Here is a 16,588-nt window from a genome sequence, read left to right on the forward strand (position 1 = left end):
GCTCGTGCGCGGCCTGTCGAGGGGACACGCGCGTGCCGCGTGTCGCGCCGGAGGCCTTCGTCGACCCTCGGCATTTGTTCGCTAATCGAACCTAGATTCGATTAGCGAACGATGAGCCGATCATAGGGGCGCGCACAGCGCATTGTCAAGGCGGGTTCCCTCGGGGGCCGTCGCGTCTTCGAACGGCAGGCCGACATAGTTCTCGGCGAGCGACTGCGCGGCCGCCCGCGAACGCGTCACGTATTTCAGCTCGGCAAACTTCAGGCGATTGACGAACGGCGAGTCGTCCGGCGACGCATGCAGCATGTTCGTCATGAAGTACGAGAAGTGCTCGGCGCGCCACACGCGTTCGAGGCAGGTCGCCGAATAGCGTTCGAGCGGCGTCGCGTCGCCCGTCCGGTAGCGCGCGCCCAGCGCGCGGGACAGCGCGCGGACGTCGGCCACCGCGAGATTCATGCCCTTCGCGCCGGTCGGCGGCACGATGTGCGCGGCGTCGCCGGCGAGGAACAGACGCCCGTGCTGCATCGTCTCCGACACGAAGCTGCGCATCGGCGTCACGCTCTTCTGCGTGATCCGGCCCTCGGTCGGCGTCCAGCCGGTGTCGTTCGAGAAGCGTGTGTGCAGTTCGTCCCAGATCCGTGCGTCGGACCATTCGGCAAGATCTTCATCCGGCTTGCACTGCAGGTACAGGCGCGTGACCGTCGGCGAGCGCATCGAGAACAGCGCGAAGCCGTTGTCGTGATGCGCGTAGACGAGCTCGTCGAGCGACGGCGCCGCGTCGGCGAGGATGCCGAGCCACGCGAACGGGTAGACGCGCTCGAACGTGTTCAGCCGCTCGGCCGGAATCGTCTGGCGCGCGACGCCGTGGAAGCCGTCGGAGCCGGCGATGTAATCGCAGTCGATGCGGTCCGCGCGGCCGTCCGCGTGCTTGAACGTGACGAACGGGTGCTCGCTTTCGACATCGTGCAGCGCGACGTCGCTGACTTCGAAATGCATCTGATGGCCGTGTTCGACACCGGCCGCGATCAGGTCGCGCACGACTTCGTGCTGGCTGTAGACGGTGATCGCACGCCCGCCGGTCAGTTCGGACAGGTCGATGCGGTGCCGCTGGCCGTCGAACAGGAGCTCGATGCCGTGATGTTCGAGCCCTTCGCGGCGCATCCGGTCGCCGAGGCCGGCTTCGTTCAGCGTGTCGACCGTGCCCTGCTCCAGCACGCCGGCGCGGATGCGGTTCTCGCAGTATTCGCGCGAACGCGCTTCGACGAGGATCGAATCGACGCCTTGCAGGCGCAGCAGATGGGACAGCAGAAGGCCGGACGGACCGGCGCCGATGATCGCGACTTGGGTGCGCATTGTTCGTCTCCAGAACATTGGTTCGAGTAATGAAACACATTTCAGCGCTTTCCCGACTATGCGGCAACGCGATTCAGGAGATATGTTGTATACGTTCTGGAGATACCGGCCCGGCGATGGATGCGCTCGATCTGAACCTGATTCCCTACCTCGTCGCCCTCGACGACGCGCGCAACGTGAGCCGCGCGGGCGACCTGCTCGGCGTGAGCCAGCCGCGCGTGAGCACGGCGCTCGGCCGGCTGCGCGAGTACTTCGGCGATCCGCTGTTCGTACGCACGTCGCGCGGGATGGAGCCGACGCCGCGCGCGCTCGCGTTGCTGCCGGCCGCCCGCGACGCGCTCGCGCAGATCGAGCGCGGCCTCGTCGCGCCGCACGACTTCGACCCTGGCGCGAGCACGCATACGTTCTCGATCGCGCTGTCGGACGTCGGCGAGATCGTGTTCCTGCCGAAGCTGCTGCAGGCGTTCGCGACGCATGCGCCGCACGCGAACCTGCGTTCGGTCTCGCTCGCGCACGACGAAGTCGGACGCGGCCTCGAGGCCGGGTCGATCGATCTCGCGGTCGGCTACTTCCCCGATCTCGACGGCAACAACTTCTTCCAGCAGCGGCTGTTCACGCACCGGTTCGTCTGCCTGATGCGGCGCGGCCATCCGTTCGAGCAGACGCCGCCGTTCACGGTCGAGCAGTTCCTTGCGTGCGGACACGCGGTGGTGCGCGCCGAGGGCCGCAGCCAGGAGGTGCTCGAGAAATATCTGGCGAAGCAGCGCATGCAGCGCCGCGCGGTGCTCGAGACGCCGCACTTCATGAGCCTGCCGTTCATCCTGAGCCGCACCGACCTGATCGCGACGGTGCCGCACGCGATCGGCTATGCGTACGCGGCCGAGCACGCGTTCATCGTGCCGGTCGAGCCGCCGCTCGCACTGCCGCGCTTCGACCTGAAGCAGCACTGGCACCGCAAGTACCACAACGACCCGCGCACCGCGTGGCTGCGCGGCGTCGTCGCGGCGCTGTTCAACGACGAGCAGGACGAATGGCCGAAGTGAAGAAGCACGCGCGGCGGCCCGCACGCACGACCGGCAAAAGCATGAAACAATGCCCGGATATCGGCCGCCGCAGGCGGCCTTCGATGGAGCCACTAGATGGGTAAGGGAAAGAAATCCGCGCAGCCCGAGGCGGTCGCCTCCCGGCCGAGCCGCGAAGAAGCGGAAGACGCCGTGCGCGTGCTGTTGCGCTGGGCCGGCGACGATCCCGCGCGCGAAGGCCTGCTCGACACGCCCGCACGCGTCGTGCGCGCATACGAGCAGTTCTTCGCCGGTTATGCGCTGGAGCCGCGCGACATCCTCGCGCGCACGTTCAGCGAGGTCGACGGCTACGACGAAATGATCGTGCTGAAGGACATCCGCTTCGAAAGCTACTGCGAGCATCACATGGTGCCGATCATCGGCCGCGCGCACGTCGCGTATCTGCCGAACCATCGCGTCGTCGGCATCTCGAAGCTCGCACGCCTCGTCGACGCATTCGCGAAGCGCCTGCAGATCCAGGAAAAGATGACCGTGCAGATCGCCGACACGCTGTTCGACGTGCTGCAGCCGAAGGGCGTCGGCGTGATCCTCGAAGCCGCGCACCAGTGCATCTCGACGCGCGGCGTGCACAAGCCGGGCGTCGAGATGGTCACGTCGCGCATGCTCGGCACGTTCCGCACCGATCCGTCGACCCGTCGCGAATTCCTGTCGATCGTCGCGAATCCTTCCTCGGTCAACCTGACGAATACCTGATGGAGCAGACGAAGCAAACGGCGCACGCGCCCGTCGTGCTCGTGACCGGCGCCGCGCGCCGGGCCGGGCGCGCGTTCGCCGAGTATTTCGCCGCGCACGGCTATCGCACCGCGGTGCACTACGACCGTTCGGCCGATGCCGCGCAGGCCGCCGCCCGCGCGATTGCCGAACGCGGGCACGATTCGGCGGCGCTGCAGGCCGACCTGTCCGATGCCGCGCAGATCACCGCGCTGATCGATCAGGTCTACGCGCGCTTCGGGCGTCTCGACGTGCTGGTCAACAACGCGTCGGTGTTCTGGCAGGACCATTTCCCGAGCTTCGATCTCGCGGCGTTCGACCAGGCATGGGCCGTCAACTGCCGCGCGCCGATCCTGCTCACGCGCGCGTTCTACGAACGAGCCCGCGCGGCCGGCACGCAGGGCGTCGTCGTGAACGTGGTCGACCAGAAGATCAAGGAAAACTTCCACCGCGACCATTTCAGCTACACGGTCGCGAAAGCCGCGCTCGGTAACCTGACGCAGATGCTCGCGCTGTCGTCCGCGCCGGTGCTGCGCGTGAATGCGGTGTTCCCGGGGCTGATGCTGCCGAGCGACGACCAGACGCAGGCCGACTTCGAACACGCGAGCCGCGCCTCGACACCGCTCGCGCGCATCGCAGGCCCCGACGACGTCGCAAGCGCGATCCTGCTGCTGACGGGCAATGCGTACAACGGCGTGGATTTCGTCGTCGATGCGGGCCAGAACCTGATCCGCGTGGATCAGGACGTGCTGTACAAGCACCGCTCGCCGGACGGCAAGCACTGACGCATGCGGCGCGCGCCGGGGAACCGGGCGCGCCGCCCGCCGCGTTACGGCTTCTCGGCGCTCCCGCCTTCGCGGACCTTGCCCTGCGCGACGCTCGTGCCGGGCGGCACGCTGTGCGTGAGCCACACGTTGCCGCCGATCACCGAGCCGCGCCCGATCGTCACGCGGCCGAGAATCGTCGCGCCCGCATAGATCACCACGTCGTCCTCGACGATCGGATGCCGTGCATTGCCCTTCACCAGCGCGCCTTCGCCATCGGCGGGGAAACTCTTCGCGCCGAGCGTGACGGCCTGGTACACGCGCACGCGCTCGCCGATGATCGCGGTTTCGCCGATCACGACACCGGTGCCGTGGTCGATGAAGAAGCTCGGGCCGATCTGCGCACCCGGATGGATGTCGATACCGGTGGCCGAATGCGCGATTTCATTGATGAACCGCGCGAGCAACGGCACACCGAGTTGGTGCAGCGCGTGCGCGAGCCGATGGTGCATCATCGCGAACACGCCGGGGTAGCACAGCAGGATCTCGGTGATGTGCTGCGCGGCCGGATCGCCCGCGTACGCGGCCTGGATGTCGCTGACGAGCAGCGCGCGGATCGCCGGCAACTGCCGGCCGAATTCGCGCGCGATCTCGAACGCGCGTTCGTCGAGCTCGGCGAACGGCGTATCGACGTGCTCGGGCAGGAACGGCAACGCGCGGCGGATCTGCTCGGACAGGATGCGAAGCGTGCTTTCGAGCGTATGGCCGACGTAGTAGTCGACGCTTTCGTCGGTCAGGTCGGGCGCGCCGTAGTGCGTCGGAAACATCGACGCGCGCAGGCCGGTCACAATCTTGCAGATTGCATCGCGCGACGGCAGTTCGCGGATGCCACGCGGATGGCGCGTGCGATGGAGTTCCTCGCGCGATTCGCGCAAGCCGGCGACGATTTCTTCGAGGCCCCACTGACGGGCGGCTGATGTCGACATAGGCCAAAGCGGGCAGCCGCGCTCGGTCGCGCGGCCGCTAATAAAGTGACGGGTTCCGCAAGATTACCGCGTTTTTTGTCCGGGAGCGGCCCTTGGGGGATCGGCCGGACGGCCGACGCCGTACGAGCGCGACGGCATCACATCGAGATGCTGCTCGCGTCGATCCAGCGCACGGCCCAGTCTCGCGCGTGCGCGATCGCGTCGCCTTCGTCGTTGAACTGGAGCTCGATCGGGAAAAAACGGTTCGCCACGAGTTCCCCGTCGCTCGATCGGGAGATCACGACGTAGGGCTTGAACGAACCGTCACTGGCGCGTGCGGGCGCGCAATTCAACAGATAACCGCGGTGCGTGAAGGCAGTAGTCGCTTGCATGAGTCCGCCACCTCTAGTCCCTTGTTTGTTGTTCGCTACCCGTCTTTAAGGGTGCTGCGGCGCCCCGGCGCGGGCAGAGGCGGCGAGACTTCATCCCCTGTCGCCGCTTCGCAGGAAAAGAATCATACTCTGTAGAAAACGCGTCTTCTAGCTGAAATAAATCATGACAAATCAGTGCGCGCCGCGCGACCGCGGCGATCGCCCGCGCGCCTTTTCCCGTCGTGCCCGGAACGGGATTTGCTTCGATCCGGAGCGTGTCGCCGCCAGGAGAGCCGCGATGGAATCCTCCGCTCAAACAGGCCGTGCGCATCCGCGCAGTATCGAACTCGACAACGACGCCACCCACGACAGCACGGTCGATACCGACGGCAAGAACCGCGAAGCCGCGCGCGTCGCCGGGGCCGGGGCCGGGGCCGGGGCCGGGCCGATCTCGCCCGACCAGGTCACGCGCAGCAATGCGTCGCTCGTCAATGCGATGCCGGAAGCTGGCGACGGCCTCGCGGGTTTCGACAGCCGCCCCGACGGCAACCATCCGGCGTTCGCGTTGCGCGCCGGCTACGTGGTGATCGAGAAAGGCTTCGACACGCCGCCCGCGGGCGACGCGCCGTTCGGTCCCGTGCACAGGATGTACGGCAGCGCGTACTGGCCCGGCCACGGCCGCCGGCCGGAGCGTGTCATCGAGCTGACGGCCGTGCCGAAATAGCCGGCGCGGCGTTTGAATCGATCGTTCGTTTGCGAATCGCCGTCGGCCGCTGACGGCGATCGACGGCGGTGCATTGGCGCGTGCGACCGGACCGCGCGTCGATACTCGCTCGCACGATGCCGAAGTGAACGATGCCGCGCATTGGCATCGGCCTTCGCAATTCATGCATGCCGCGCATCGCATCGACGCACATGCATTGACCGAAGTCATGGCGCCCCGGCGCGATTGCGATTGAATGGCGATACGTGCGGCGCATCGGCGTGATCGCCGTGCCGGGTCGATGCGCGCGCATGCGTTTTCGCCAATGAGGCGGCCACCGCATGTCCGTTCACGAACTGAACAGGGACAGCGCGGCACGCGACACCTCGCTGCACGATCGTGCACGTTGGTTTACTCTGCCTCGCAGCATCGCGCATTGCCCGGCCCGATCGGCCATCCGGCCGACTTCGTTCCAACCCGCCACTCGGAGACACTATGTACAAGCGTATTCTGGTTGCCGTCGACGGCAGCGACACGTCCCGCCACGCGTTCGACGCCGCGCTGGCGCTCGCGAAAGCGCACGGCGCGGAGCTGCAGCCGTTCTACGTCGTCGAGAACGCCGCGATCTACTACAACGTGCCCGGCTACGATCCGTCCGTGCTGCGCGATCAGCTCGTCGCGCAGGGCAACGCGCTCGCGCAGGATTTCGCGAAGCGGATGCAGGCCGCCGGCGTGAAAGGCGAAACGCGGCTGAACGAGGCGACGTCGCTCAACGACGTATCGTCGCTGATCCTCGACGGCGCGAAAGCGTTCGGCGCCGATCTGCTCGTGCTCGGCACGCACGGCCGCCGCGGCTTCCGCCGCCTCGTGCTCGGCAGCATCGCCGAACAATGCGTGCGCCACGCGACGCTGCCCGTGCTGCTGATCCCGGCCGCCGCCAACGCGGACGAGCCGGCCGCGTGAGCGGCGTTCGGCACGCGCGGCCGGTCGCGACGTTTTGTCACCCGACAGCGGCAACTTGCGGTGGGACAATGATTTCGTCGATTCAACGCCGGAGTAAACGATCATGCTGACGCCCGTCGCCACCCGCCCCGCCGCCACGGCCCATACCGGTAGCTGGGCTCCCCGCCAGGCCGCACACTGCTCGTCGTGCGCGATGCGGCACCTGTGCATGCCGCAGGGCCTGGCGCCCGAAGCGCTCAGCCGCCTCGAGTCGGTCATCTGCGCGGCTCGCCCGGTCAAGCGCGGCGAAGCGCTGTTTCGCGAAGGCGACGCATTCGACAACCTGTACGCGGTGCGCTCGGGTTCGCTGAAAACCGTCGCGACGCGCCACGACGGCCGCGAACAAGTCACGGGCCTGCACCTCGCCGGCGAAGCGCTCGGCCTCGACGGCATCTGCGACGATACGCACCCGCGCACCGCGGTCGCGCTGGAAGACAGCTCGGTGTGCGTGATTCCGTACAGCGCGCTCAAGGCGCTGTGCTCGGAAGCCGGCTCGATGCAGTTGCGCATGCACAAGCTGATGAGCGAACAGATCGTGCGCGAAACGTCGCAAACGATGCTGCTCGGTTCGCTGAACGCCGAGGAGCGCGTCGCCGCTTTCCTGCTCGACGTCTCGTCGCGCTACCTGAAGCGCGGCTACTCGCCGTCGGAATTCAACCTGCGGATGACGCGCGAGGACATCGGCAGCTATCTCGGCATGACGCTCGAAACGGTCAGCCGCACGCTGTCGAAATTCCAGAAGCGCGGCCTGATCGAAATGCAGGGCCGCCACGTGCAGATCGTCGACTTCGACGGCCTGCAGCACGTCTGACGCCGCACGGCGCGCGCAGGCGCCACGCGCGCCGCCTGCGTGACGCCCTGACGCCGCCGGTCAATCGAGAAACAGCGCGGCACGCGCCTTCAGCGCCGCGCTGAAATCGTCGAGCCAGCCGATCGACAGACGCCAGCTCTGCCAGTACAGATCGATGTCGATGGTTCGCCCGCGCGACATGTCGATCAACTCGCCCGCCGCCAGTTGGCGGTCGACCATCCGGTCGGGGCACATCCCCCATCCCAATCCCGTTTCGCACGCGCGCAGGTAGCCCGCGACGTGCGGTATCCAGTGCTGCGGCGGATCGAGATCCGCGCGCGTCACGCGCCGGATGAAACGCGCCTGCAACCCGTCCTTCGGATTGAACATCACGCACGGCGCGCGGCGCAGCGCATCGCGCGTGATCCCCGCGTCGAAATAACGTGCGTAAAACGCCGGCGAGCACACCGCGCGATAGCGGATCCGCCCGAGCCGCTCCGACCGGCACCCCTGGATCGGCTCGGCCTGTGCGGTCACCGCCCCCTGCACGCTGCCGTCGCGAATGCGCGACGCCGTGTAATCCTGATCGTCGATCACGAGGTCGAGCAGCGTCTCGCGCGCCGTGCAGAACGGCCCGACCGCGTCGATGAACCACGTCGCGACGCTGTCGTCGTTGACGGCCACGCGCAACGTCGGCCACGCGCTGGCGATCTGGCCCGGCAACGCGGGCATCCGGCCGCCCAGTTCGGCTTCCAGCAACTGCACGCGTTCGGTATGCCGGCACAGCAGCGCGCCCGACGTGGTCGCGACACACGGCTGCCCGCGCTTGACGAGCACGCTGCCGACCCGCTCCTCCAGCAGCTTCACGCGCTGCGACACGGCCGACGGCGTGACGTTCAGCTCCTTGGCCGCCCGCTCGAACGAGCCGTGCCGGATCACGGCCGCGAGGGCATCGAGCAACGCGTAGTCGAGCATTAGATTTCCTTAATCCGCATTAGGTGATTTAGCTTCTCTTATTTCCGTGCTGATCGCAGACTAGCGCTACCCGATTCGTTCGTCTACTGCTTCCACGGCTGTCCCCCCAAACATGAACTGGCTCGCTTTTTCCCACGGCGCCGCACTGTGCGCGTCGCTCATCGTCACCATCGGCGCGCAGAACGCGTTCGTGTTGCGCCAGGGCATCATGCGCTCGCACATCGGCAAGATCGTGCTGCTGTGCGCGGTGTCCGACATGATCCTGATCGGCGCGGGCGTCGGCGGCGCATCGGCGCTCGTCGAGCGCTATCCGACCTTCGTCCATGCGGTGCTGTACGTCGGCCTCGCGTATCTCGCGTGGTTCGGCATCAACGCACTGCGCCGGGCGTTCAAGCCGGGCCACGACACGCTCGACGTGCGCGGCGACGCGGTCGCGCCGCCGCCGCAGGGCGCGCTTGCGATCGTGCTGATGACGCTCGCGTTCACGTGGCTCAACCCGCACGTGTATCTGGACACGTTCCTGCTGATCGGCACGGCCGGCGCGCGCGAGCCGGAAGGCGCGCGGCTCGCGTTCGCGATCGGCGCAATGACGGTCAGCGTCGTGTGGTTCCTCGGGCTCGGCTACGGTGCGCGATTGCTGGCGCCGTGGTTCCGCAAGGCGGTCGCGTGGCGCGTGCTGGATGGCGCGATCGGCGGCATGGTGCTGTTTCTCGCGGCCGTGCAGTTGCGCTGACCGAACCGTCCCGCGCACGGGCGGCGGTCTGCCGCCCGTCTTTCCCCCGCTCCGCCGTAATACCGGGGCAGTCCGCCCCCTTCCGTCGCGCACCCGTCGCAAAAAAATTCGCTCCCGATCGAACGCAGCCGCACGGAGCGCTCACGCAGCGGACACGGTATCCGTCATCTGCCGCAAACCGTCCACCATCGCGGCGGCGCGCCGCCTGCACGAATCGAAGCGATCGGCGAGAATGTCCGGTGTCCCGCGACCATGGCGGAACCGCACCGCGCACCCTGCCGTCCCGCCGCGATCGCCTCGACCCGTCCCGCAGTTCAATCCCGTTACCCGCAGTTATCGGAGAGGAACATGGCACATCGCACCCTCGGCACATCCAGCATCCAGGTTTCGCCGCTCGCGTTCGGCGGCAACGTCTTCGGCTGGACCGTCGATGAAAACGCATCGTTCGCGCTGCTCGACGCGCTCGCCGACACCGGCATCAACTTCATCGACACGGCCGACGTCTATTCGGCGTGGGTTCCCGGCAACCACGGCGGCGAATCGGAAACGATCATCGGCAAGTGGCTGAAGCGCTCCGGCAAGCGCGAGCAGGTCGTGATCGCGACCAAGGTCGGCATGCTGGGCGCGCGTGCCGGGCTGTCGAAAGACAACATCCTGAAGGCCGCCGACGATTCGCTGCGCCGCCTGCAGACCGACTACATCGACCTGTATTTCTCGCACCGCGATCTCGCCGACACGGCCCCGCTCGAAGAAACGCTCGGCGCGTATCAAACGCTGATCGAAGCGGGCAAGGTGCGCATCATCGGCGCGTCGAACTACAGCGGCGCACGCCTGCGCGAAGCCGCCGCCATCAGCGCGCGCGACGGGCTGCCCGCGTATCAGGTCATCCAGCCGGAATACAACCTGCTCAACCGCGCCGACTACGAACGCGATCTCGAGCCGGTCGTGCACGACCTGAAGCTCGGCGTCGTCAACTACTACGCACTGGCGAGCGGGTTCCTGTCGGGCAAGTATCGCAGCGAGGCCGACCTGAAGAAGAGCGTGCGCGGCGATCGCGTCGCCGGCTATCTGAACGAACGCGGCCTGCGCATCCTCGCGGCGCTCGACGCCGTGTCGGCGAAGCACGGCACGCAGCCGGCCGCGATCGCGCTCGCATGGCAGATCGCGCGGCCGACGATCACCGCGCCGATCGCGAGCGCGACGTCGCTCGAGCAGCTCGAACTGCTCGGCGAAGCGATCCGCGTCAAGCTCGATCAGGACGACATCCGCCAGATCGACGAAGCCAGCGCGCCGTGAAGTCGTCGGCGGCGGCAGGCCGAAGGAATCGCACGGGCAGGCGGTTCCGCGGCCCGCCTGCGATCCGCGCAAAGTGGATGGATACAATCGCGGGCGTCCGATGGCCTCGCGGCGCGACCGGGCTGCTTCGCGCCGCGTTCAAACCGCACATAAAAACCGTCGATGATGAATGTCGGTTTGAACGGCTTACGGCAACGACTGCAACGTCGCCTCGGCGAGCCTCGCGATCCGGCCCATGCCCGCCGTCGTTGCAATTTCGGCTGCGCGCCGGCACGCATCGAGCGCGGCCACGCCGCCGCAGCGCCGATCGGCCCGGCGCAAGAACTCGGCCTGCTTGAGCAACAGCTGGGCTTCGTAATACCGTTCGCCGCTCGATTCGCACAAGGCGAGACACTGCCCGACCTGCGCGAGCGCCGCGCCGTAGTCGCCGCGTTCGGCATCCAGCTCGGCAAGCAACGACGCGTAGTAGGTCATGCCGAGCAGGCCGCCCGACTGCCGCTGCGCATCGAGGTGCGCGACAACGCCCGCGCGATCGCGTTGCGCCCACGCATGAATGATCGCGGCGTAATGCCCGACTGCCCGCAGCCGGTGCTCGTCCGCGAGGCGGAGAATCGCTTCCGACACCGCTCGCGCCGCGTCGCGGTCTCCGGCGAGCTGATGCGTGCGCGCGAGGTATAGCATCGTGACGCCGAGCGTCGGCAGATGATCGAGACAGGTCGCGCAATAGACGGCTTCGCGCGCCATCGCGAACGACGGCTGCGGATCGTCGTCCATGCACCAGCGCACGCTGGCGAGCGACGCCATCGCCCACGCGCGCGTATCGAGCGCCAGGACGCGCCGGTGCCCCGCGTCGCGTCGCACGTCGTAGCCAGCCAGCACCGCGTCGAACGCGGCACGGGCGCGCGCATAGTCGCCGTCGATCCACAGGCTCATACCGCGCATCGCGTCCGCCGCGACCTGCACGCCCGCATCGCCGCGCTCGGTCGCCAGCGTGTCGAGCCGCTTGCCGATCCGGCGCACGGTCGGACGGTCGCCGGCGACGTGGTAGTACGTCGACAGCGTCCACAGCGCGCTGATCTCGAGTTCGGGATCGTCGAGCGTCTGCGTCTGCCGCAGCAACTGCTCCGCATGCTCGCGTACCCGCGGGTCGGCCCAGCCGAATCGCGCCATCGTCGCGTGCGTCAACGTGGCGCGGATGCGCGCACTGTCGTGCTCGCGCCGCGCGTGATCGGCAGTAGCGAGCCAGTCGGACACGGCCTGCCCGTAGCGGATCGCGTCGTCGTATCGCGAACGCTCGAGCGCGCGATGCGCCGCATCGATGCCGTGCGCGATCGCGTCCGCGTATGCGCCTGCGCGCGCGAAGTGCGCGGCGACGCCGAACGCATGCGCACCGGCACCGCGATCGGCCTGCGCGAGCAGCGCACGGCCGACGCGCGCATGATTGCCGCGCCGTACGGCAGGCGGCATCGATTCGTACGCGGCGTCGCGAATCAGCGCATGGCGGAACGCATAGAACACGCGATCGCGCCGATGCTGCGCGTACACGACCCGCTCTTCGAGCAGCAGCCGCAGATGTGCGTCGAGCGTGGCGCGATCGTGCGGCGACGCGTCGGCGAGCAATTGCGCATCCACTTCGAGCCCGATGGTCGCGGCCAACTGCGCGGTGTCGCGCGCGTCGTCGATCCGGTCGAAGGCGAGACCGAGCATGCCGCCGAGACTGAGCGGCAGCGGGTACGGGTCCGTTGCCGCTGGCTCGGCAATCGGACCGTCCGCGCCGCTCACCGTCAGTTCGCGCGCGACGGCCTCGATGAACAGCGGGATGCCGGCCGTGCGATCGGCGAGCCGGTCGAGCCACGCCGGATCGAACGCGCCCGGGCCCAGATGCGCCGACATCAGGCGCTGCGCGTCGTCGCGCGGCAGGCGGCGCAGCACCAGGCGGTCGGTCGCGCCGCGCCAGCGCGCGAGTTTGTCGGGGCGCGACGTGAGCACGATGCAGAGTGCCGCCGCGCGCGGCGAGTGCTGCAGATACGCGAGAAAATCCTCGGTCGAGCGATCGAGCCACTGAACGTCCTCGATCACGAGCAGCACCGGCGCGCCGTTGCCGAGCGACACGATCAGTTGCTCGAGGACGTCGAACAGCGCGTGCTGTTCGCGCGCGCTCGACCACCGGAGCCCGTTCGCATCGCAGGGCAGCCCGAGCCAGGCCGCGAGCGCGACACGCGCCGCCGCATGGTCGCAATCGAGCGGTGCGATCATCGCGTCGATCGCCGCGAGCGCGGCGCCGGGCGCGTGATCGGCGTCGACGTGCCAGTGCGAGGCGATGAATCGCAGGACCGGAAACAACGCATGATTCTCGCGTTCGGGCAGACACCCGCAATGCGCAAAGGCATGGCCGCGCGTCCGCACGGCCTCGCACAGTTCGTGCACGAGCCGCGACTTGCCGAAGCCCACATCGCCGACGACGAGCCGCGGCACGCCGCGCGGCGGCTCGCCACGCATCGCGCGACGATGCCGCTCGTGCGTCTCCTGCCACGCGCGCAACAGCACGTCGAATTCGCGCGCGCGGCCGACCATGGGCGTCCGCCTGCCCGCGTCGAGCGAATCGAACGGCGTATCGGCGTGCCGCTCGCCGAGCAATTCATGAACCGGCTGCGACACGAGGCCCGCGCGCGGCAGCCGCAACGCGGTCGGACGCGAATCGGCATGCCGTTCGAGCACGAGCCGCGCATCGTCGCTGATCAGGATCTGTCCGGGCCTGGCCAGCCGCAGCAGCCGCGACGCCGCGGCCGGCGTCGACGCGCCCGACATGTGCGACGCATGCGCGAGCATCTGCCCGACGTGAATCGCGGCGGCCACTTCGACTCGCCAGCCTTCTTCCGCGCCGCCGGCACTGCCGCCGGCGGCCGACGGCACCGGCAGCCGCGCACGCTCGGCGACGCGCACGATGTCGAGCGCAGCCCGCGCCGCGCGACGCGCGGGCCAGTCGATGTCCCCTTGCACGCCGAAATGGAACAGCAGCGTGTCGCCGAGCCGTCCACCCGCGTGCGCGCCGTGACCGATCGCGATATCGGCGCACTTCGTCAGCCACTGCGCCTCGTAGCCGTCGAGCGCCATCCCCTGCTCGGTTCCGGCACGACGTTGGCGGCCCTCTCCGGCGATCGTCACGCAGCAGCACAGCGTGGTGATCTGCCGGTATTCGCCCCCCTCCGCGATCGTCTCGCTACGCGGCGCAAGCGGGCGCGCACGCGCGCGGCGGTCGGCGCGACCGGTATCGAACTGGCCGACGAGCGCGGCGAAGTTGAGCGCACGAAACTGCGCCGCGAGCGCGTCGGCCGACGCGGCGCGCTGCCGCGGATTCTTGTTCAGCGCATGCCGCAGGACCGCGCCGAGCGGCAGCGCCGCGATCGGCGGCGGAAGCGCGACATCCACGGGGCTCAGCTGCTGATAGAGGATCTCGGCCACGCTCGCGCCCTGCATGACGACCTCGCCGGTCAGGCATTCGAGCACGATCAGGCCCCACGCATACAGGTCGCTGGCGGGCGTCGGCGGCTCGTTGCGCAATTGCTCGGGCGCACAGTAGGGCGGCGAGCCGAGCACCTCGGTCGCGAGCGTCGCGGTCCGACGCGTGATGTCTTCGGTACCGGGCAGCAACGCGCCGATGCCGAAATCGAGCAGCTTCGCGTGCGGCCCGTCGTCGGCCATCGCGATCACGACGTTCTGCGGCTTCAGATCGCGATGCACGATGCCGCGCCGATGGGCGGCCGCGAGCGCGTCGAGCACTTCCGTCATCAGCCGCCCGGTGTCGAGGGCCGACAGCGGCCCGTCCGCGGCGAGCCGGTCGCGCAGCGTCCGGCCCTCGACCAGTTCGAATACCGCGAACAGCCGCCCGTCGGGCGCCTGCCCCTGGTCCAGCAGCGCCACGATGTTCGGATGCCGCAGCGCCTCGCACAGGCTCGTCTCGCGCCGGAAGCGCGCACGCCGGCGCATGCGCTCCGGCGCGATCAACGCGGCGTCGTCGCGCATCAGCTTGATCGCGACCGCGAGCCCCGTCTCGTCGCAGGTCGCCCGAAACACCACGCCGTTGCCGCCTTCGCCGAGCAGCGCGCCGAGCCGGTAATGCCATCTGCCGGCGAGCGTCGCGAAAGGCGCCGCATGCCTCGGCGGTTCAGATGCATCCGGCCCGGCGGGCGCGCGGGACACGATCGGCAGCACGGCCGGGCCTCCGGCGTTCACGGACAATGGACGACCGGGCCCGGCACCGCGCGCGGCGCGCCGGGACGCGGTCCGCCGGTCGGCACCCACTCGCATTCGAGATGCTCGCCGCGCACGATCCGGAACGGAACATCGCCGAAGCGGACGCTGCCGCGCCGACGCTCGACGAGCTGGCTCGCGCCCAGCCCGGGCAGCGCCGCGAACTGGCTCCGGGCGCGATGAATCTGCACGTTGACGTGGGATGTGTCGATGCCGAGCATGCGCGCGAGCCGGTCGAGCTCGATCCATCCCTGCGTGGCGGCGTCGTGGCCGGCCTGCCTGTCGGCCGAGCGCGCGCGGGCGAGCGTGACGAGGCTGTAGTGATGGGCGCGCTCGCCGAGGTCGACCACGCCGCCGCGGACATGCAGCAGCATGCGCACGTGCTCCTCGTTCCGGCTGACGAAGAATTCGAGCAGTTGCGCCGGCGCGGCCGGATCGGCGTGGGCGGCGAGCGTCACCGTCGAGCCTTGGCGCGCGAGGGCGAGGCGCCATGCGAAGTCGCCGGTCGACACTTCGTCGCCGTCATGGAGCGCGCGCGGCGGCAGCGTGTCGTCGCACAGCCATTCGCCGGCCGGCGATCGGACGATCGTGACCGGCTGCGCGGCAGGGGCCGGCAGGATCTGGCGCGGCGCGAGCACGATTGGTTCCACGGCGCCACGGATCGGCCACAGCGTATCGGCCGGATCGTCGAGCGATTCGACGCGCCAGGGCGCGATGCCGGCCCGGCCGAAGCGGATCACGTCGCCTTGCCGCAGCACCGCATGCTCGCCGTCGCGCAGCGATACGCCCGATACCGACGTGCCGTTGCTGCTGTGATCGTGGAGTTCCCAGAGCCCGCCGGCCCAGCGGACATGGGCATGGACGCGGGACACCGAGCCGTCCCGGATGACCGTGTCGCAGCGCGCGTCGTCGCGGCCGAACACGTGATACGCGCGGAGCAGGCATGCTTCTCCGGAAGCGTCGTTCTTGAGTATCGCCATGGCCGCCCCGTGTCGGATTCGCCCGGATCGTTCGAGTGCCGCATCGACGTTGCCGGACAAGCGATTGATTCAATGATCGCGAACGGTCGCACGTTCGCCGCCTCGTTACCTGTTTTTCCGATCAGCTGTCTTGCAAGGGGTCGCCCCGGCATCGCACGTTATTTCAGCAAATTGAACTGTCGATCGCTTTGTTGTTTTAAAATCGGGCGCCCGATGAAATCCTGCCAAATAAAATCATGCCCCGCAACCGGAATGCACGGATAACGACTTCATATTGCAATCCTTTACGTTTCCGATAAATTTCCGGGTTGCCAATAAGGGGTCGAAATTATTCATCGTCTCGCAAACCTCCGCCAGGCATACATCCGACCGGTATGGCGACATTGAATTACAGAGCGGGATTAATGACCTTTGCCAACACGGAAATTTTGTTTGCCCGAGCGAAAATAAAATCACACCGTTTCGATTGTTTAAATAATTTTCCCTGGCGTTTTTATAATCGATGCCGTTTAACCCGTCCGTAAATCAAGCCGCGCCGCTCATGCCTTTCGGGATAGCCGGCTAACGTGGGTATGTCGGCGCGACGATGCACATGGGGTAGTCGATCAAACG

Annotated in this window: 15 protein-coding genes; 8 read left to right on the forward strand and 7 right to left on the reverse strand. The window is 68.1% G+C overall.

Going from position 1 to position 16,588, the window contains the following annotated elements; genetic code table 11:
* Positions 1-120 precede the first annotated feature (120 nt).
* Entirely contained in the window at positions 121-1,353 is a 1,233-nt protein-coding gene (pobA, locus tag QZM15_RS09205; RefSeq protein ID WP_302106253.1) for a 4-hydroxybenzoate 3-monooxygenase, read from the reverse strand.
* A gap of 116 nt (positions 1,354-1,469) precedes the next feature.
* Here pobA and QZM15_RS09210 point away from each other — a divergent pair, with 116 nt between their 5' ends.
* The 3 genes from QZM15_RS09210 to QZM15_RS09220 all read left to right on the forward strand — a co-directional run bounded on the left by QZM15_RS09210 (position 1,470) and on the right by QZM15_RS09220 (position 3,931).
* A complete protein-coding gene (locus tag QZM15_RS09210) occupies positions 1,470-2,396 on the forward strand; it encodes a LysR family transcriptional regulator (protein ID WP_302106254.1) in 927 nt (308 codons plus the stop codon).
* A 96-nt stretch (positions 2,397-2,492) separates the two neighbouring features.
* Positions 2,493-3,128, forward strand: coding sequence for a GTP cyclohydrolase I FolE (folE, locus tag QZM15_RS09215; protein WP_059645050.1), 636 nt, complete (start codon positions 2,493-2,495; stop codon positions 3,126-3,128).
* The gene (locus QZM15_RS09220) at positions 3,128-3,931 is read left to right on the forward strand and encodes an SDR family oxidoreductase (protein WP_034203083.1); all 804 of its coding nucleotides are present in this window, start codon (positions 3,128-3,130) and stop codon (positions 3,929-3,931) included. The genes folE and QZM15_RS09220 overlap by 1 nt, the downstream gene beginning before the upstream one ends.
* Before the next feature lie 44 nt (positions 3,932-3,975).
* Here QZM15_RS09220 and epsC read toward each other — a convergent pair whose 3' ends face one another.
* Positions 3,976-4,896, reverse strand: coding sequence for a serine O-acetyltransferase EpsC (gene epsC, locus QZM15_RS09225; RefSeq protein ID WP_059581299.1), 921 nt, complete (start codon positions 4,894-4,896; stop codon positions 3,976-3,978).
* Between the two features lie 137 nt (positions 4,897-5,033).
* The gene (locus tag QZM15_RS09230) at positions 5,034-5,267 is read right to left on the reverse strand and encodes a hypothetical protein (RefSeq protein ID WP_006480138.1); all 234 of its coding nucleotides are present in this window, start codon (positions 5,265-5,267) and stop codon (positions 5,034-5,036) included.
* Between the two features lie 277 nt (positions 5,268-5,544).
* Here QZM15_RS09230 and QZM15_RS09235 point away from each other — a divergent pair, with 277 nt between their 5' ends.
* Positions 5,545-5,970, forward strand: coding sequence for a DUF3005 domain-containing protein (locus QZM15_RS09235; RefSeq protein WP_302106255.1), 426 nt, complete (start codon positions 5,545-5,547; stop codon positions 5,968-5,970).
* On the opposite strand, the gene QZM15_RS09240 is transcribed toward QZM15_RS09235, so the two are convergent.
* Positions 5,942-6,262, reverse strand: coding sequence for a hypothetical protein (locus tag QZM15_RS09240; protein ID WP_302106256.1), 321 nt, complete (start codon positions 6,260-6,262; stop codon positions 5,942-5,944). The two genes, QZM15_RS09235 and QZM15_RS09240, sit on opposite strands and share 29 nt — an antisense overlap.
* Before the next feature lie 182 nt (positions 6,263-6,444).
* Between QZM15_RS09240 and QZM15_RS09245 the strand changes: the two genes are divergently transcribed.
* Positions 6,445-6,912, forward strand: coding sequence for a universal stress protein (locus tag QZM15_RS09245; protein WP_059581304.1), 468 nt, complete (start codon positions 6,445-6,447; stop codon positions 6,910-6,912).
* A 103-nt stretch (positions 6,913-7,015) separates the two neighbouring features.
* A complete protein-coding gene (gene fnr / locus QZM15_RS09250; RefSeq protein ID WP_059581308.1) occupies positions 7,016-7,762 on the forward strand; it encodes a fumarate/nitrate reduction transcriptional regulator Fnr in 747 nt (248 codons plus the stop codon).
* Positions 7,763-7,822: 60 nt separating this feature from the next.
* Here the strand turns inward: fnr and QZM15_RS09255 are convergent, their stop codons facing one another.
* Complete coding sequence (locus QZM15_RS09255; protein WP_059581311.1) at positions 7,823-8,716, reverse strand: LysR family transcriptional regulator ArgP; 894 nt, start codon at positions 8,714-8,716, stop codon at positions 7,823-7,825.
* Positions 8,717-8,828: 112 nt separating this feature from the next.
* Between QZM15_RS09255 and QZM15_RS09260 the strand changes: the two genes are divergently transcribed.
* Both QZM15_RS09260 and QZM15_RS09265 read left to right on the forward strand, forming a co-directional pair.
* Positions 8,829-9,449: a LysE/ArgO family amino acid transporter gene (locus QZM15_RS09260; protein ID WP_124862333.1), complete on the forward strand. Its 621-nt coding sequence runs from the start codon at positions 8,829-8,831 to the stop codon at positions 9,447-9,449.
* Positions 9,450-9,797: 348 nt separating this feature from the next.
* Positions 9,798-10,745, forward strand: a complete 948-nt coding sequence (locus tag QZM15_RS09265; RefSeq protein WP_302106257.1) for an aldo/keto reductase — start codon at positions 9,798-9,800, stop codon at positions 10,743-10,745.
* 186 nt (positions 10,746-10,931) lie between these two features.
* On the opposite strand, the gene QZM15_RS09270 is transcribed toward QZM15_RS09265, so the two are convergent.
* Positions 10,932-14,978, reverse strand: a complete 4,047-nt coding sequence (locus QZM15_RS09270) for a TOMM system kinase/cyclase fusion protein (protein ID WP_302106258.1) — start codon at positions 14,976-14,978, stop codon at positions 10,932-10,934.
* Positions 14,975-15,976: an FHA domain-containing protein gene (locus tag QZM15_RS09275; RefSeq protein ID WP_302106259.1), complete on the reverse strand. Its 1,002-nt coding sequence runs from the start codon at positions 15,974-15,976 to the stop codon at positions 14,975-14,977. Before QZM15_RS09275 ends, QZM15_RS09270 begins: the two co-directional genes overlap by 4 nt.
* Positions 15,977-16,588 lie beyond the last annotated feature (612 nt).

This window comes from Burkholderia sp. AU44665 (genome assembly GCF_030504405.1).
GTDB classification, from domain to species: Bacteria; Pseudomonadota; Gammaproteobacteria; order Burkholderiales; family Burkholderiaceae; genus Burkholderia; species Burkholderia semiarida.

Bases quoted from the DNA above. Each gene is read 5' to 3' on its own strand.
- fnr (WP_059581308.1), top strand. From the start codon at position 7,016: ATGCTGACGCCCGTCGCCACCCGCCCCGCCGCCACGGCCCATACCGGT.
- QZM15_RS09235 (WP_302106255.1), top strand. From the start codon at position 5,545: ATGGAATCCTCCGCTCAAACAGGCCGTGCGCATCCGCGCAGTATCGAA.
- QZM15_RS09230 (WP_006480138.1), bottom strand. From the start codon at position 5,267: ATGCAAGCGACTACTGCCTTCACGCACCGCGGTTATCTGTTGAATTGC.
- QZM15_RS09260 (WP_124862333.1), top strand. From the start codon at position 8,829: ATGAACTGGCTCGCTTTTTCCCACGGCGCCGCACTGTGCGCGTCGCTC.
- pobA (WP_302106253.1), bottom strand. From the start codon at position 1,353: ATGCGCACCCAAGTCGCGATCATCGGCGCCGGTCCGTCCGGCCTTCTG.
- QZM15_RS09245 (WP_059581304.1), top strand. From the start codon at position 6,445: ATGTACAAGCGTATTCTGGTTGCCGTCGACGGCAGCGACACGTCCCGC.
- QZM15_RS09265 (WP_302106257.1), top strand. From the start codon at position 9,798: ATGGCACATCGCACCCTCGGCACATCCAGCATCCAGGTTTCGCCGCTC.
- QZM15_RS09210 (WP_302106254.1), top strand. From the start codon at position 1,470: ATGGATGCGCTCGATCTGAACCTGATTCCCTACCTCGTCGCCCTCGAC.
- QZM15_RS09275 (WP_302106259.1), bottom strand. From the start codon at position 15,976: ATGGCGATACTCAAGAACGACGCTTCCGGAGAAGCATGCCTGCTCCGC.
- folE (WP_059645050.1), top strand. From the start codon at position 2,493: ATGGGTAAGGGAAAGAAATCCGCGCAGCCCGAGGCGGTCGCCTCCCGG.
- QZM15_RS09240 (WP_302106256.1), bottom strand. From the start codon at position 6,262: ATGCGCGCGCATCGACCCGGCACGGCGATCACGCCGATGCGCCGCACG.
- epsC (WP_059581299.1), bottom strand. From the start codon at position 4,896: ATGTCGACATCAGCCGCCCGTCAGTGGGGCCTCGAAGAAATCGTCGCC.
- QZM15_RS09220 (WP_034203083.1), top strand. From the start codon at position 3,128: ATGGAGCAGACGAAGCAAACGGCGCACGCGCCCGTCGTGCTCGTGACC.
- QZM15_RS09255 (WP_059581311.1), bottom strand. From the start codon at position 8,716: ATGCTCGACTACGCGTTGCTCGATGCCCTCGCGGCCGTGATCCGGCAC.